This is a genomic window from Pseudorhizobium halotolerans (assembly GCF_902153235.2).
Taxonomy (GTDB): Bacteria; Pseudomonadota; Alphaproteobacteria; order Rhizobiales; family Rhizobiaceae; genus Neorhizobium; species Neorhizobium flavum.
In genome coordinates this window covers 192,023-206,611 of the sequence record NZ_CABFWE030000001.1, presented here as the reverse complement: position 1 = coordinate 206,611, position 14,589 = coordinate 192,023, and the positions used below count along the sequence as shown (strand labels likewise).

Here is a 14,589-nt window from a genome sequence, read left to right as displayed (position 1 = left end):
CCTGAATCGATCAGGTTCTGCGGCGCTGACCGGGAGGGTGCAATGGCAGAGCAGGAAGTCTTCGGCAGAACGTCACGGGGCGAGACGGTCCATCGTATGCGGATTTCCGGCGGTGGTCTCACGGCTTCCATCCTGACGTGGGGGGCGGTGATCCAGGACCTGCGCATGGAGGGTCACAAGCCGCCGCTGGTGCTCGGCTTCGAGAACTTCGACGACTATCCCCGCTACTCCCCCTATTTCGGGGCAACGCCCGGTCGCGTCGCCAACCGCATTACGGGGGGCCGTTTCAGGCTGGACGGCAAGCTTCACCAGTTGGAGCTCAACGAGAATGGCGTCACCCATCTCCACGGCGGCAGCGACGGAATCGCGAAGCGGCTCTGGGACATCGCAGACCTTGCGGCAGACCGGGTCGTGTTGCGGATCACCGATCCCGATGGCCGGGCGGGGTATCCGGGCAACTGCACCATTACCGCCACCTATCACCTTGCCGCCGATGGTGTGCTCCGCGTGCTCTACGAATCTTCGGCCGACCAGCCGACACCCTGCAACATCTGCCAGCACAGCTACTTCAATCTCGACGGCGCGGAGACGGCGCTCGGCCACGACATCATGATTGCAGCCGACCACATTCTGGAGGTCGACGAGCGGCAGTGTCCGACGGGAAATTTGACGGCTGTCGACGGCACGCCGTACGACCTGCGGGTCATGGGCCCGATGGACCGTTCGCACAACGGCGAGCGCCTCCTCTTCGACCACAACTTCTGCCTTTCGGAGGCGCGGGTGGCGAAGCGCTCGGTGGCGCTTGCCCGCAGCGTCAATTCCGGCGTCTCGCTGGAGGTGCGCACGACGGAACCCGGCATCCAGTTTTATTCGGGCTACAAGCTGAAGGTGCCGACCCCTGGCCTCGAGGGCCGTCACTATCCGGCCTTTGCAGGCTTCTGCCTCGAAACGCAATGTTGGCCGGATGCGGTGAACCATCCCGGCTTCCCCGGCGCGATCCTGAGGCCGGACGAAGTGCTGCGCCAAGAGACGGACTACGTCTTCATGAAGAACTGAAGCCGCCCTCGGCTTCCGGCAGGCTGGAACCGCTGCCACCACGGCGGCAGGTCGCCTGCGGGCCGGTGAGGGGCAAAACAGCAGGGGAACCGTGCGAACACGCTACTGCTGAAGACTGTGTGTCTTGATACGAAATAGACGTTGGAAGAGAGAATTGGAGCGGGTGAAGCGATTCGAACGCTCGACCCCAACCTTGGCAAGGTTGTGCTCTACCCCTGAGCTACACCCGCTCATATCCGCGATCCTGGGGTAGTAGGTGGATCGTGGGCCGCCGTGTCGCGGCGACGGGCGGTATATGGCCTAACTCGTTTTTGAATGCAACAGGGAAAAGACGATGGCCTCGAGAAATTTTTTGTGGCCGCCGGGTGCCCGGATTGGCCTCCCTGACTGGCGGGCGGCGGTGGACGGAAGCCGTCCATGAGGGCTCCTCTGCTTGCCGCCTTCCTGCGGGCAGGATAATCCGGTGCCTGCGGCACGGCCGACCGACCTGAACAATGGACAAAATGCTGACATGAACGATATCGCGATCCTGCCTGCGCCCACGACCCCCGAGGCTTTCTACGCTTTTCTCGACAAGCTCGGCATCGCCCACAAGACGAGGACGCATGCCCCGGTCTTCACGGTGGCGGAATCGGTGAGCCTGCGCGACGAGATCCCCGGCGGGCACACGAAGAATCTTTTCGTCAAGGACAAGAAGGACCGCTACTTCGTCCTGACGGTGGAAGAGAACGCGACGGTCGACCTGAAGGCGGTGCACAAGGTGATCGGTGCGTCGGGCCGCGTCTCCTTCGGCCGTCCCGAGAAGATGATGGAATATCTCGGTGTCTTGCCGGGCTCGGTCACGGTGTTCGGCGCGATCAACGATACGGCCGGAAATGTCACCTTCGTTCTCGACGAGGATCTGATGAAACACGAGGTCATCAACGGTCATCCGCTCTCCAATGACGCCACTACATCCGTCAGCCGCGACGACCTGCTGCGCTTCCTGGAGGCGACTGGCCACAGGCCGCTTGTCTTGAAAGTCACCGACTGACATACGATGTTTCGCGGCGTATAACGCCACGAAGACGAGACCGGGAGACAGCATTTATGAGCGGCACAGACAACCCCTATGGCGGCTCCTATGGTGGCCAGATGACGGCCAAGGCGCAGTTCGGCGGTGCGGCCGCAACGAGCGGCGGCAATGGCGCAGGATCCTTCGTCAAGGATACCAGCACGGCGGCCTTTTCTGCCGACGTGATGGAGGAATCGCGCCGCCAGCCTGTCCTGGTGGATTTCTGGGCGCCCTGGTGCGGCCCGTGCAAGCAGCTCACGCCGGTCCTAGAGCGCGTCGTCAACGAGGCGCAGGGGCGGGTGAAGCTCGTCAAGCTGAACATCGACGATCACCCGGCCATACCGGGCCAGATGGGAATCCAGTCTATTCCGGCCGTTGTCGCCTTTGTTGACGGGCGGCCGGTCGACGGGTTCATGGGGGCGGTGCCGGAGACCCAGATCCGGCAGTTCATCGACAAGGTCGCCGGTCCGGCGGGTGCCGATCAGGCTGCCGAGATCGAGGCTGCCGTTGGCGAGGCGGATGGTCTGCTTGCAGCCGGCGACGTCCAGTCGGCCGCCCAGCTCTACGGTGCTGTCCTGCAGGCGGATCCGGACAACGCGAAGGCCGCTGCCGGGATGATGCGCTGCATGATCGAACTGGGTGACTTGGCGCGCGCTTCCCAGATGCTGCACTCGCTTCCCCCCCAGATTGCCGGCGACTCTGCCGTGCAGGCCGTGGCGAAGAAGCTCGAGCAATTCGAGGAAGCGCGCAAGCTCGGCGACCCGGCTGCGCTCGAACACGAGTTGTCGCTCCATCCGGACGATCACGAGACGCGGCTGAAGCTCGCCAAGATCCGCAATGCCGAAGGCAAGCGCGAGGAGGCAGCGGAGCACCTGCTGATCATCATGCGCAAGGACCGCAGCTTCGACGACGACGGCGCACGCCGCCAACTCGTCGAGTTCTTCGAGGCCTGGGGGCCTAAGGATCCGAACACGATCGCCGCACGCCGCCGGATGTCGTCCATTCTGTTTGCCTGAGCCGGGCTGCCGTTAGGCGGCCTTGCGCTCCGCGCTTGGCGCCCCACATTACCGGCAATGGCGGTGTGGGCACCATGCCCGGTGGTCCTCTGGAGGATTGGGCCTGATGATTGTGGGTAATGCAAGATATGTGAAGCGGGAGGACCTGCCGGAGACGGTGCGGGTGTTCCCCCTAACCGGGGCGCTTCTTCTGCCTGGTGGCCAGTTGCCGCTCAATATTTTCGAGCCGCGCTATCTTGCCATGTTCGATGCGGCATTGGCAGGTGACCGCCTGATCGGCATCGTGCAGCCGGCCTTGTCGGATCAGGGCGGAAACGACGTCGCAAGGCCAGCGCTCAGCAGCGTCGGGTGCATCGGGCGCATTACCTCCTTCGCCGAAACGGGAGACGGCCGCTACATCACCTCGCTCAGTGGTGTTTGCCGTTGTCGCCTCCTGGAGGAGATCGGCGAGGGTTATCCGTTCCGCAGCTTCAGGATCGCTCCATTGATGGCGGACCTCTCCGCCGAGGACGACGAGGCTGCGGTCGACCGCGCCGAACTGCTGCGCGTCTTTCGTGCCTATCTCGATGCCAACAAGCTCGAAGCTGACTGGGAGAGCGTGGAGCGGGCCGGCAACCGGACGCTGGTGAACTCGCTTTCGATGATGTCGCCGTTCGGTCCGGCCGAGAAGCAGGCGTTGCTCGAGGCTCCCGACCTCAGGACACGGGCCGAGACGCTGATCGCGATCACGGAGATCCTGCTTGCCCGCGGACCGGGCGATACCGATACCGTGCTACAGTAGGGCGCCATGGATCAGATTGTCAGCAAGGTCGACCCCAAACTGCTCGAACTTTTGGTCTGTCCGCTGTCGAAGGCAAGACTGCGCTTCGACCGCGAGGCAAATGAACTCGTCTCCGAAAAGGCCCGGCTCGCCTATCCTATCCGCGATGGGGTACCGATCATGCTGGTGTCCGAGGCCAGACGGCTGGAAGACTAGCCGTCGCACTCAGATCGGCTGGCCCGCCAAGAGCTTTGACTGATTGGGTGCGGATGTGCCGGCGGCCTCTCCGATGAAGTAGGATTTCAGGCCGGGCAGCCGTTCCACCAGCGATAGTCCGAAGTCGCGGGCGATCCGGATCGGCGTGATGTCGTTGGAGAAGAGGCGGTTCAGCGCGTCCGTGGTTACCCCCATACGGAAGGTGTCGAAACGGCGCCAGGACTGGTAGCGCTCGAGTACGTTCAGGGCGCCGATGTCGAGACCCAGCCGATCCGCTTCGACGACCGTCTCCGCGAGCGCCGCAACATCCTTGAAACCCAGGTTGAGGCCCTGCCCCGAGATCGGGTGGATCCCGTGCGCTGCATCCCCCGCAAGTGCGACACGCGGAGCGACGAAAGCGCGTGCCAGGGTCAACCCGAGCGGGAATGCCTTTCTGCTACCGGCGACGGTAATCGCGCCGAGTTTGTGGCCGAACCGACGCTGCAGTTCTTCCTCGAACACCAGTTCATCAGCGCGAACGAGCTGCTCCGCTTCCTCGCGCCGCTCGGTCCAGACCAGCGACGACCGATTGCCGGTGAGAGGTAGGATGGCAAAGGGGCCCGAGGGGAGAAAGTGTTCTTCGGCAACGCCCTCATGCGGCCGCTCATGTTCCACCGTCGTCACGATTCCCGACTGGCCGTAGTCCCAGCTGACGGTTTTGATCCCCGCCATATCGCGCAGCTTCGACTTTACGCCGTCACAGGCGACGAGCAGGCGTGTGTCCACCGTGCTGCCATCGGAGAGGGTGACGGTTGTCTTCGTGCTCGTGGTTGTGAAGCCGGTCGCGGACAATCCGTGCCGGATCGCAATGCCGAGCCGCTCGCAAGCGCCCCGCAATGCTCGTACCATCTCCACGTTTGGCACCATGTGCGCGAATGGGCGGCCTTCCTCTACGGCGCCGTCGAAGGTCAGGAAGACTGGCCGCACAGGATCGGCGGTGCGCGAATCGGTGACGACCATCCTGTTGATCGGCTGCGCTTCCGGCAGGATGTCCTGCCAAACGCCGAGGACCTCGAGCATGCGGCTTGCAGCGGCGATGATCGCGGATGCTCTCTGGTCATTCTGCCAGACATGTTCGGGCGCGGCCTCGATCACTTCGATCTTCAGGTGTGGAGCAGACTGCTTCACCGCGACCGCCGCAGAAAGCCCGACATAGCCTCCGCCGACCACCAGCATATCCAGCATTTGTGCACTCTCCCGAGAGACTTGAGAAGACGATAGGGTCCATATAGATCATCCGGCACCAGCTTCCTACCATCGGAGTCTCCAGAATGTCGCGTCCGCCTGAATCGCAAGCCGCCATGGACCAGCTTCTGGCCACGCTCGATCTCGAAAAGCTGGAGGAGAACCTCTTCCGCGGCAGCAGTCCGCAGGTTGGCTGGCAGCGCGTCTTCGGGGGGCAGGTGATCGCACAGGCGCTGATGGCCGCGCAACGAACAGTCGGCGATGACCGGTTCGTCCATTCGCTACATGCGTATTTCATCCGGCCCGGCGACCCGTCCGTCCCGATCGTCTACCAGGTGGACCGGATACGCGACGGCTCGAGTTTTGCCACCCGCTGGATCGTCGCTATCCAGCATGGGCATCCGATCTTCTCGATGTCGGCGTCCTTCCAGGTGGAGGAGGGTGGTCTCGATCACCAGGTGCCGATGCCGCCGGTCACGCCGCCCGAGAAGCTGATGGGTGAAAAGGAGTTCAAGGAGCTGTTCCTCGCCCAGGCGCCTGAGGTCGTGCGGAAGTACTGGAGCCAGGACCGGCCGATCGAGATACGTCCCGTCTCGCTCGTGCATTACCTCACGAAGGACAAGCTTGAGCCTCGGCAGGACATCTGGGTGCGCGCGGTCGGCGCGGTACCTGCCGACCGCCACTACCAGGCCTGCATCCTCGCCTACCTCTCCGACATGACGCTTCTCGACACGTCGCTCTATCCGCATGGCACGTCCATCTTCAATCCGAAGTTGCAGGTGGCGAGCCTTGACCATGCCATGTGGTTCCACAGGCCCTGCGCGATGGACGACTGGCTGCTCTACACCCAGGATAGCCCCAGTTCCTCGGGTGCCCGCGGCATGACGCGTGGTGGCCTCTATACCCGCTCAGGCGTGCTGGTGGCCTCGGTCGCGCAGGAAGGCCTGATTCGCAAACGTGCAGATGAATAGATAATCGGCACCTTTTCTCTTGTGGCTATTTTTTGTGCTTATCGCTTCGATCTTGGTGCCTTCGTAATGGGCGTTTCATTTATACAGTAATGAAATCATAGGCTTATAGCCCATTACCTCCATCTGGCATGACCCTTGTATCTCCTCTGTCAGTCGCCTCGGCTTGATCCGCCGGCGATGAGGGAATTCGGCTTCGGCCGGACTAACAGAGGATGGGAAAGCCAGATGAAAATCGTGATGGCCATTATCAAGCCGTTCAAGCTGGACGAGGTGCGCGAAGCTCTCACAGCCGTCGGTATCCAGGGCCTGACCGTTACCGAAGTCAAAGGTTACGGCCGCCAGAAGGGACACACAGAGATCTATCGCGGTACCGAATACGCCGTGAGCTTCCTGCCGAAGCTGAAGATCGAAGTCGCCGTGCCTTCGGACCTCGTCGACAAGGCCGTGGACGCCATCGCTTCGGCTGCCAAGACCGGCCAGATCGGCGACGGCAAGATCTTTGTCTATTCGATCGAACAGGCCGTGCGCATCCGGACCGGCGAAACCAGCACAGAAGCGCTTTAACGAACGGCTGATTGGGGAGCTAACAATGCAATTTTCCAGATTTACCACCGCGCTCGGCCGCCTGAGTGCTGCGTCTACGGCCTTGATGGCGCCGGTTGTCGCCTTTGCCCAGGAGGCGGCTGCACCCGCTGCCGAGGCTGCGGCCGCGGCTCCGGTCCCAGACAAGGGCGACACCGCGTTCATGTTCATCTGCACGCTTCTCGTGCTCTTCATGCTGATGCCCGGGATCGGCCTGTTCTACGGCGGCCTCGTCCGGGCGAAGAACATGCTGTCCGTCCTCATGCAGTGCACGGTCGTCGGCGCATGCATGATGATCGTCTGGGTGCTCTACGGCTATTCCTTCGCCTTCGGCGGATCGGAAAGCGCCTTCTTCGGCGGCACGGCGAAGATGTTCCTGTCGGGCGTCACCATGGATTCCACGGCGGCAACCTTCTCTGATGCAGTCATCCCGGAATTTGTGTTCATGATGTTCCAGATGACCTTCGCGGCGTTGACGCCGGCGCTCATCGTCGGTGCGTTTGCGGAGCGCATCAAATTTTCGGCGTCCGTCCTCTTCTGCATCCTGTGGGTAACCTTGGTCTACTTCCCGGTCGCGCACATGGTCTGGGATGCCAACGGTCTCCTCTTCGGCATGGGCGCGCTTGACTTCGCAGGCGGCACGGTCGTTCACATCAACGCCGGCGTTGCGGGCCTCATCGGGGCAATTATGGTCGGCAAGCGCATCGGCTTCGGCAAGGACATGATGGCCCCGCATTCGATGACGCTAACGCTCGTCGGTGCAGCCATGCTCTGGATCGGCTGGTTCGGCTTCAACGCAGGCTCCAACCTGGAAGCCTCCGGCGGCGCCATGCTGGCTGCAGTCAACACCTTCGTCGCCACGGCCGCAGCCATTCTGTCCTGGTGTGTCGTCGAGACGTTCGCCCGCGGCAAGGCTTCCATGCTCGGAGCCGCTTCCGGCATGATCGCCGGTCTCGTTGCCATCACCCCGGCGGCCGGCATCGCTGGACCGATGGGTGCCATCGTCATGGGGATCCTCGTCTCGCCGATCTGCTACTTCTTCATCGCCGTGATCAAGAACAAGTTCGGCTATGACGACACGGCGGATGTCTTCGGGGTCCACGGTGTCGGGGGTTTCTTCGGTGCTCTGGCAACCGGGATCTTCGCCTCGTCGTCGCTCGGTGGCATTGGCTATGCCGAAGGCGTCACCATGGGTGGCCAGTTCATGACCCAGCTGACCGCCGTCGTCATCACCATCGTCTGGTGCGGTATCGGCTCGGTCATCCTCTACAAGATCGTCGACCTGATCGTCGGACTGCGGGTGACTGTCGAAGCGGAGCGCGAGGGGCTTGATCTCGCCTCCCACGGTGAAGCTGCCTACCACTCCTGATCACAAGAGCTTGCGGCGATCTTCAGGATCGCCGCAGAACCTCCCGTCGCGGCCGCCTCCGGTTGTCGCGCTTGCCCGGACCTCGGTCCGGGCCTTTTTGTTTCTGGCAGGCTGCCGGGTCTTGCGATCGTGGTTAAAGACGCATTAACCACCGCCGGGCTACCTTGTGACCCAATGTGGCGGCGTGTGACCTCATGCGACCGCAATCTTCCACGAGTGTTGGCACGGCGGAATCGTAATGGGCAGAAGTACATCAGCGGCGATGGGAAGCGGGACGACCCGGGCAATGCTGCTGGCCTTCGTAATACGACAGGCGAAGGCGCTCGCCGGCTTCGCGATCTTCCTCGGTCTTGCGCTGGCGATCGCGGCGCTTTCCACCTGGAACGTTGCCGATCCCAGCTTCTCCTATGCCACCGACAACGAGCCGACGAACCTCCTCGGCCATGGCGGTGCCGCCTTCGCCGACCTGATGATGCAGTTCCTCGGCTTGTCGAGCCTCGTCGCGCTCCTGCCGGTTCTGGCCTTTGCGCTTGCTCTGATTTCCGGCCGCGAGTTCAACCGCAATCCCGCAAGGCTTGCGGCCTGGGGCGGCGGCACCCTTCTGGCCGCCGCTTCGCTCGGCTGCTTTCCCGCGCCGCTGACGTGGCCAATCCCGAACGGCATCGGCGGCGTGATCGGCGACATGATCCTTCGCTTCCCCGCCCTCTTTGTCGGCGCTTACCCGACCGGCGTCCTGGCAACTGCTCTGGGTGTCGTCTTCGCCGTGCCAGCCGTCTGGTTGCTGCTGTTTGCGTCGGGCCTTGTGGGCGAAGCGTTCGAAGCGGACGACGAGATTTATGCTCCTGCCGTCCCGTCAAATCCACGTGCGCGTGCGCAGGTGGACGATGACGATGAAGAGGACGAAGGCGGTTTTGTTGGCTTACTGGCCCTCGGTGCCCTTGCGCATTACTGGTACATTGCCCAGGCGCGCTTCCGGCGTCTCTTAGGCATCAGGCATGCGAGCCCGAATTTTGACCAGCCGTATGATTTCAACGAGGATGAGTTCGGGACGCTGAACGAGCCGGTTCGCGCGAAGGTCCAGGCGCCCGGAGTCGCTCGTATTGAGCCCTCTCTGGATGGTGCCGCCCGTCGGTCGATCGTGACACCGCCCATGGCTCATGACGACGATGATTTCGATGATGAGCCCCTCGTCCGGCCGGCCGGCATCCTTGCTGACGACGATGACGTGCCGTTCAGCGCGACGAGCCGGCCATCCGCTCCGGGCGCGCGCGTTCAGCCGCGGGTGGCCGCACCGCCGGCACCTCCGAAACCCAGTCCCCGCGTGGCTCGGGAAGCACAGGCGTCCTTCATCGACCCGGACGGTTTCCAGCTGCCTTCGGTGCACCTCCTTGCCGAACCTAAGGCGGTTGCACGGGATGCGACGCTCTCGGCCGATGCGCTCGAACAGAATGCCCGCATGCTCGAAGGCGTGCTGGAGGATTTCGGCGTCAAGGGCGAGATCATTCACGTCCGTCCGGGCCCGGTCGTCACGCTTTACGAACTGGAGCCCGCGCCCGGCATCAAGTCTTCGCGCGTGATAGGCCTTGCAGACGACATCGCCCGATCGATGAGCGCGATCGCCGCGCGCGTCGCCGTCGTGCCGGGCCGCAATGCAATTGGTATCGAACTGCCGAACCGCACCCGCGAGACCGTCTACCTGCGGGAGATGATCGGGTCGAAGGATTTCGAATCCAGCAAGGCGAAGCTCGCCATGGCGCTCGGCAAGACGATCGGCGGCGAGCCGGTCGTGGCGGATCTTGCCAAGATGCCGCATCTGCTCGTTGCAGGTACCACCGGTTCCGGTAAGTCTGTCGCCATCAACACGATGATCCTGTCGCTGCTCTACCGCTATACGCCGGAGAAGTGCCGCCTGATCATGATCGACCCGAAGATGCTCGAACTTTCGGTCTACGACGGTATTCCGCATCTCCTGTCACCAGTCGTGACCGACCCGAAGAAGGCCGTGGTGGCGCTCAAATGGACCGTCCGGGAGATGGAAGAGCGCTACAAGAAGATGTCGAAGATCGGCGTGCGCAACATCGACGGCTTCAACAGCCGGGTGGAGCAGGCGTTGGCCAAGGGGGAGGTTCTTACGCGAACCGTGCAGACGGGCTTCGACCGCCAGACAGGCGAGGCCATGTACGAGACGGAGGAGTTCGACCTCCAGCCTATGCCCTATATCGTCGTGATCATCGACGAGATGGCCGACTTGATGATGGTCGCCGGCAAGGATATCGAGGGTGCCGTACAGCGCCTGGCGCAGATGGCGCGTGCCGCCGGCATCCACGTCATCATGGCCACGCAGCGTCCGTCGGTGGACGTGATCACTGGTACCATCAAGGCGAACTTCCCCACCCGCATCTCCTTCCAGGTCACTTCGAAGATCGACAGCCGTACCATCCTCGGGGAGCAGGGGGCTGAGCAGCTTCTGGGCATGGGCGACATGCTCTACATGGCCGGTGGCGGACGCATCCAGCGCGTCCACGGCCCCTTCGTATCCGATACCGAGGTGGAGGAAATCGTCGCCTACCTGAAGACGCAAGGGGCGCCGCAATATCTCGAGGCCATCACGGCGGACGAGGACGAGGAAGTGGACGGCATGGGTCCAGCCGGGACCGGCAACCTGTCGGAATCGGACGATCCCTACGACCAGGCGGTGGCGATCGTACTGCGTGACGGCAAGGCCTCGACCTCCTATATCCAGCGGCGTCTGGGGATCGGCTACAACCGGGCCGCCTCATTGATCGAGCGTATGGAACAGGAGGGGCTGATCGGCCCGGCCAACCATGCGGGGAAACGCGAGATCCTCGTGCCCACGGAAGGCGACATTCTGGAACGCTGAGGCTCTGCGCCGCGTTGTCATGAAGCCGCCGCGTTTTGATCCCAGAAAGCGGCGGAAGGAGAACACAGAATGAAGAAAAAGACCGTTTGCTCCAGTCAGTTCGGCTCCATCAGCCGTCGATCCTTTGCGACCGGATTGCTCGGCATCGGGGTGTCCGCGATGCTACCGTCCACCGGCGCGGCTCAGGGTGCCGCCGGATCGGCGGCGGCCCAACGTATTGCCGACCATTTTTCCTCGGTGAAGACGATGATGGGCGAATTCGTCCAGTTCGGCCCGCGCGGCGAGCAGACGGGCGGCAAGTTCTTCATCGAGCGGCCAGGCAAGCTGCGCTTCAATTTCGAGGACCCGTCTCCAGTGCGCGTCATAGCCGACGGCAAGAATGTCGTCATCGGCAACATGAAGCTCAAGACCTGGGACCTGTATCCGCTCTCCAAGACGCCGCTCAGCCTCCTTCTCTCCGACCGGATCGACCTGTCGCACGAGATGGTGCGGGGTGTTCGCGAAGAGCCCGATCTCACCACGATCGTGCTTGGCAACAAGACGGTCTTCGGCGACTCGACCATCACCATGATGTTCGATTCCAAGACGTTCGAGCTTCGCCAGTGGACGATCACCGACGCACAGAACAAGGATACCTCGGTGATGATCTACAACGTCAAGAACGGGGTCGGGTTCGACGACCGGGTTTTCCGCATCCCGTATGACGAGGTCCGCAAGCTCTAGCTGTTGGCTCAACGGAAAAGGCGGCTTTTTCACTTCACCGCTTCCGTGAAATCTCCTAAACCTCCGGCATCCCCGCCGAGGTTTAGGAATGACATTCTCCATCACCACCTGGAACATCAATTCGGTGCGGCTGCGCATGCCCATCGTCGAGCAGTTCATCGTGCGTCACCAGCCGGACATCCTGTGCCTGCAGGAGATCAAATGCCAGGAGCACGAGTTCCCGCTGCAGCCGTTGAAGGAGCTCGGCTACCAGCACATCATCATCCACGGCCAGAAGGGTTATCATGGCGTCGCCATCGCCTCGCGCGTGCCCCTCACCGAAGATCATAGACAGAACTATTGCGGCGTCGGTGACGCCCGCCACATCTCGGCGATCTTCGAGCGCGGTTCGCGACGCATCCGGCTGCATAACTTCTACGTGCCGGCCGGTGGCGACGAGCCTGACCGTGCCGTAAATCCGAAATTCGGCCACAAGCTGGATTTCGTCGAGGAGATGAAGTGCCTTAGGGCAGATCCCACCCCCGGCATCTCCTCGATTCTCGTAGGGGACCTCAACATCGCCCCGCTCGAGCACGACGTGTGGTCGCACAAGAAGATGCTGAAGATCATCAGCCATACGCCTGTCGAGACGGAAGGCCTGCTCGAGGTGATGAGCAAGGGGAACTGGCTGGACCTGATGCGCCAGCACGTGCCGGACACCGAGAAGCTCTACACGTGGTGGAGTTACCGCGCCAAGGACTGGGCAGCAGCCGATCGAGGCCGCCGTCTCGACCACATCTGGTCGTCACAGGATCTCGGCCCCTTCCTCGATCGGATAGAGGTCCTGAAGGAGGCGCGCGGATGGAACCAACCGTCCGACCATGTCCCGGTCACGGCCGTCTTCAGGTTCTGACGCCTAGCTGAACCGGCTCTGTAGCCCCGCGACGGCGCCGGCCATCGCGACGATATTGTCGCGGATGCGCGCTTCCACCATGCGGCCTACCTGCGGGTATTCCTCAAGCAGTCGGTGGAAGAGGGTGCGGGTGACGCGAAGCACTTCGGCGTCCTCAACCGCAATGGCCGTGAATTTCCGTTCCACCATCGTGACCAGCGCCAGCTCCGACAGAAGTGTCCCCGGTACCGCAACGTCCTGGAGGCGGGCGGCACCCCGATCGGACGCGTAGAGTTCAAAGGCGCCCTTGGCGACCACGAAGGCGCATTCCGCCGGTGACCCCTCGCGGAACAGTTCCTGCCCTGCTGCAATGGCACGACGTTCCGCCCCAAATGCCAGGAGCCGCAACTGGTCCTCGTCCAGTTCCCTAAACAGGGTGACCTGTGAAAGAAGGCGAATGTCGTCGTTGAGCGCCATGGGTGCTACGGGACGATCTTGTAGCCGCCGTTCTCCGTCACCAGAATCTCGGCGCTGGAGGGGTCGCGCTCGATCTTCTGGCGGAGGCGGTAGACATGAGTTTCGAGCGTATGGGTGGTCACCCCGGAATTGTAGCCCCAGACTTCCTCCAACAGCACGTCGCGGGTCACGACCTTCTGGTCGGCGCGATAGAGGTAGCGGATGATCGCCGCTTCCTTTTCCGTCAGCCGGATCTTCTTGCCGTCCTCAGTGGTCAGGAGCTTCTGGCTCGGCTTGAAGATGTAGGGGCCAACCGTGAAGGTCGCATCCTCGCTCTGCTCGTACTGGCGCAGCTGTGCGCGGATCCGGGCGAGCAGGACTGCGAAGCGGAAGGGCTTGGTGATGTAGTCATTGGCCCCTGCCTCGAGACCGAGGATCGTGTCGGAATCCGTGTCGTGGCCGGTCAGCATGATGATCGGAGCCTTGAAGCCGTTCTTGCGCAGGAGCTTCACCGCCTCGCGCCCATCCATGTCCGGAAGGCCGACATCCATGATCAGCAGGTCGACCTGGCTCGACTTGGCCACCTGCATCGCCCTGGTGGCATTCGGTTCCTGCAGGAGCGAAAACTCCTCGTAGAGCGCTAGCTGTTCTGACAGCGTCTCGCGCAGGTCGTCATCGTCATCCACCAGCAATATCGTGCGAACTGCCATATGCTCCTGCCTCTCTTTTTCGCGTCCCAAAGGTCCTACGGCGGCCGAGGGTAATCAGATCAGGCACTTGATCTAAGTCGCATCGTGCTATGATTTCAAACCAAATCATCTTCAAAGCAAGAATTCGTGAGGAAGGATGGCGAATTTGTGCAGACAGCGGCGCTCCTGTCGAGGTGTCGTGACCGTGCGGCCTGCCCCCGGCAATCCCCGCCGGGGGCTCGTTTCCTTCTCTGGCGTCACTGTCCCGGCCGCGCTAGGCCGTAGCGGCCGCAAGGCCTTCAAGCGGGAAGGAGATGGCGCCACGCCGATCGCGAACATGCGGCTTCTCTACGGCTTCACCCGCGGTGACCGGATGAAGTCGCTGAAATCGGCCCTGCCGATCCGGAGGATCAGGAAGGACATGCTCTGGTGTGATCAGCCGGACCATCCGAGCTACAACCGGCTGGTACGAGCACCTTTCAGGCCAAGTCATGAGGAGATGATGCGGCAGGATGGCCTTTACGACATCTGCCTGGTGCTCGATTGGAACGTCACCTCGCGCCGCCGCCATCGCGGGTCGGCGATCTTCTTCCACCTGATCAGGCCAGGCTACCAGCCGACCGCCGGCTGCGTTGCCGTCAGCCGCAGAGACATGCAGCGGCTCCTTCCCCACCTGCGCCGCGGGACGATCATACGCGTCCTTTAGGTCTACGTTGTCCAC

General features: G+C 62.5%; 15 protein-coding genes and 1 tRNA gene. 12 read left to right on the top strand and 4 right to left on the bottom strand.

Features of this window, described 5'->3' with window-relative positions; all coding sequences use genetic code 11:
- Window positions 1-42 precede the first annotated feature (42 nt).
- Entirely contained in the window at window positions 43-1,056 is a 1,014-nt protein-coding gene (locus FN060_RS01050; RefSeq protein WP_142586495.1) for an aldose epimerase family protein, read from the top strand.
- Between the two features lie 155 nt (window positions 1,057-1,211).
- On the opposite strand, the gene FN060_RS01045 is transcribed toward FN060_RS01050, so the two are convergent.
- A tRNA-Gly gene (locus FN060_RS01045) sits at window positions 1,212-1,286 on the bottom strand.
- Between the two features lie 281 nt (window positions 1,287-1,567).
- Between FN060_RS01045 and FN060_RS01040 the strand changes: the two genes are divergently transcribed.
- The 4 genes from FN060_RS01040 to FN060_RS01025 all read left to right on the top strand — a co-directional run bounded on the left by FN060_RS01040 (window position 1,568) and on the right by FN060_RS01025 (window position 4,102).
- Window positions 1,568-2,089, top strand: a complete 522-nt coding sequence (locus FN060_RS01040) for a prolyl-tRNA synthetase associated domain-containing protein (protein ID WP_142586494.1) — start codon at window positions 1,568-1,570, stop codon at window positions 2,087-2,089.
- Window positions 2,090-2,145: 56 nt separating this feature from the next.
- Complete coding sequence (trxA, locus tag FN060_RS01035; RefSeq protein WP_142586493.1) at window positions 2,146-3,126, top strand: thioredoxin; 981 nt, start codon at window positions 2,146-2,148, stop codon at window positions 3,124-3,126.
- 106 nt (window positions 3,127-3,232) lie between these two features.
- Window positions 3,233-3,907 (top strand): LON peptidase substrate-binding domain-containing protein, encoded by a 675-nt coding sequence (locus FN060_RS01030; protein WP_142586492.1) that lies wholly within the window; start codon window positions 3,233-3,235, stop codon window positions 3,905-3,907.
- A gap of 6 nt (window positions 3,908-3,913) precedes the next feature.
- The gene (locus tag FN060_RS01025) at window positions 3,914-4,102 is read left to right on the top strand and encodes a Trm112 family protein (RefSeq protein ID WP_077549275.1); all 189 of its coding nucleotides are present in this window, start codon (window positions 3,914-3,916) and stop codon (window positions 4,100-4,102) included.
- A gap of 9 nt (window positions 4,103-4,111) precedes the next feature.
- Here the strand turns inward: FN060_RS01025 and FN060_RS01020 are convergent, their stop codons facing one another.
- A complete protein-coding gene (locus FN060_RS01020) occupies window positions 4,112-5,371 on the bottom strand; it encodes a ubiquinone biosynthesis hydroxylase (RefSeq protein ID WP_425312131.1) in 1,260 nt (419 codons plus the stop codon).
- Window positions 5,372-5,412: 41 nt separating this feature from the next.
- Here FN060_RS01020 and tesB point away from each other — a divergent pair, with 41 nt between their 5' ends.
- The 6 genes from tesB to FN060_RS00990 all read left to right on the top strand — a co-directional run bounded on the left by tesB (window position 5,413) and on the right by FN060_RS00990 (window position 12,744).
- On the top strand, window positions 5,413-6,297 hold the full coding sequence (gene tesB / locus FN060_RS01015) for an acyl-CoA thioesterase II (RefSeq protein ID WP_183949726.1): 885 nt from the start codon (window positions 5,413-5,415) through the stop codon (window positions 6,295-6,297).
- 225 nt (window positions 6,298-6,522) lie between these two features.
- A complete protein-coding gene (locus tag FN060_RS01010; RefSeq protein WP_052640493.1) occupies window positions 6,523-6,861 on the top strand; it encodes a P-II family nitrogen regulator in 339 nt (112 codons plus the stop codon).
- 25 nt (window positions 6,862-6,886) lie between these two features.
- Window positions 6,887-8,248 carry an ammonium transporter gene (locus FN060_RS01005; RefSeq protein ID WP_142586490.1) on the top strand — a complete coding sequence of 454 codons (1,362 nt, stop codon included), beginning with the start codon at window positions 6,887-6,889 and terminating at the stop codon, window positions 8,246-8,248.
- Between the two features lie 238 nt (window positions 8,249-8,486).
- Window positions 8,487-11,129 (top strand): FtsK/SpoIIIE family DNA translocase, encoded by a 2,643-nt coding sequence (locus FN060_RS01000; RefSeq protein WP_142586489.1) that lies wholly within the window; start codon window positions 8,487-8,489, stop codon window positions 11,127-11,129.
- A 69-nt stretch (window positions 11,130-11,198) separates the two neighbouring features.
- Window positions 11,199-11,852, top strand: coding sequence for an outer membrane lipoprotein carrier protein LolA (locus FN060_RS00995; protein ID WP_142586488.1), 654 nt, complete (start codon window positions 11,199-11,201; stop codon window positions 11,850-11,852).
- Between the two features lie 88 nt (window positions 11,853-11,940).
- Window positions 11,941-12,744 carry an exodeoxyribonuclease III gene (locus FN060_RS00990; protein ID WP_142586487.1) on the top strand — a complete coding sequence of 268 codons (804 nt, stop codon included), beginning with the start codon at window positions 11,941-11,943 and terminating at the stop codon, window positions 12,742-12,744.
- A 3-nt stretch (window positions 12,745-12,747) separates the two neighbouring features.
- On the opposite strand, the gene FN060_RS00985 is transcribed toward FN060_RS00990, so the two are convergent.
- The gene (locus FN060_RS00985; RefSeq protein ID WP_142586486.1) at window positions 12,748-13,200 is read right to left on the bottom strand and encodes a cyclic nucleotide-binding domain-containing protein; all 453 of its coding nucleotides are present in this window, start codon (window positions 13,198-13,200) and stop codon (window positions 12,748-12,750) included.
- Window positions 13,201-13,205: 5 nt separating this feature from the next.
- On the bottom strand, window positions 13,206-13,889 hold the full coding sequence (locus tag FN060_RS00980) for a response regulator transcription factor (RefSeq protein WP_077549283.1): 684 nt from the start codon (window positions 13,887-13,889) through the stop codon (window positions 13,206-13,208).
- 136 nt (window positions 13,890-14,025) lie between these two features.
- Between FN060_RS00980 and FN060_RS00975 the strand changes: the two genes are divergently transcribed.
- Window positions 14,026-14,574, top strand: a complete 549-nt coding sequence (locus FN060_RS00975) for a L,D-transpeptidase family protein (protein WP_142586485.1) — start codon at window positions 14,026-14,028, stop codon at window positions 14,572-14,574.
- Window positions 14,575-14,589: the final 15 nt, after the last annotated feature.

What these genes read in the sequence shown, in the direction of transcription:
- FN060_RS01010 (WP_052640493.1), top strand. Translation starts at nt 6,523, where the DNA reads ATGAAAATCGTGATGGCCATTATCAAGCCGTTCAAGCTGGACGAGGTG.
- FN060_RS00975 (WP_142586485.1), top strand. Translation starts at nt 14,026, where the DNA reads ATGGCGAATTTGTGCAGACAGCGGCGCTCCTGTCGAGGTGTCGTGACC.
- FN060_RS01025 (WP_077549275.1), top strand. Translation starts at nt 3,914, where the DNA reads ATGGATCAGATTGTCAGCAAGGTCGACCCCAAACTGCTCGAACTTTTG.
- trxA (WP_142586493.1), top strand. Translation starts at nt 2,146, where the DNA reads ATGAGCGGCACAGACAACCCCTATGGCGGCTCCTATGGTGGCCAGATG.
- FN060_RS01000 (WP_142586489.1), top strand. Translation starts at nt 8,487, where the DNA reads ATGGGCAGAAGTACATCAGCGGCGATGGGAAGCGGGACGACCCGGGCA.
- tesB (WP_183949726.1), top strand. Translation starts at nt 5,413, where the DNA reads ATGTCGCGTCCGCCTGAATCGCAAGCCGCCATGGACCAGCTTCTGGCC.
- FN060_RS01005 (WP_142586490.1), top strand. Translation starts at nt 6,887, where the DNA reads ATGCAATTTTCCAGATTTACCACCGCGCTCGGCCGCCTGAGTGCTGCG.
- FN060_RS00980 (WP_077549283.1), bottom strand. Translation starts at nt 13,889, where the DNA reads ATGGCAGTTCGCACGATATTGCTGGTGGATGACGATGACGACCTGCGC.
- FN060_RS00995 (WP_142586488.1), top strand. Translation starts at nt 11,199, where the DNA reads ATGAAGAAAAAGACCGTTTGCTCCAGTCAGTTCGGCTCCATCAGCCGT.
- FN060_RS00990 (WP_142586487.1), top strand. Translation starts at nt 11,941, where the DNA reads ATGACATTCTCCATCACCACCTGGAACATCAATTCGGTGCGGCTGCGC.
- FN060_RS01040 (WP_142586494.1), top strand. Translation starts at nt 1,568, where the DNA reads ATGAACGATATCGCGATCCTGCCTGCGCCCACGACCCCCGAGGCTTTC.
- FN060_RS01050 (WP_142586495.1), top strand. Translation starts at nt 43, where the DNA reads ATGGCAGAGCAGGAAGTCTTCGGCAGAACGTCACGGGGCGAGACGGTC.
- FN060_RS00985 (WP_142586486.1), bottom strand. Translation starts at nt 13,200, where the DNA reads ATGGCGCTCAACGACGACATTCGCCTTCTTTCACAGGTCACCCTGTTT.
- FN060_RS01030 (WP_142586492.1), top strand. Translation starts at nt 3,233, where the DNA reads ATGATTGTGGGTAATGCAAGATATGTGAAGCGGGAGGACCTGCCGGAG.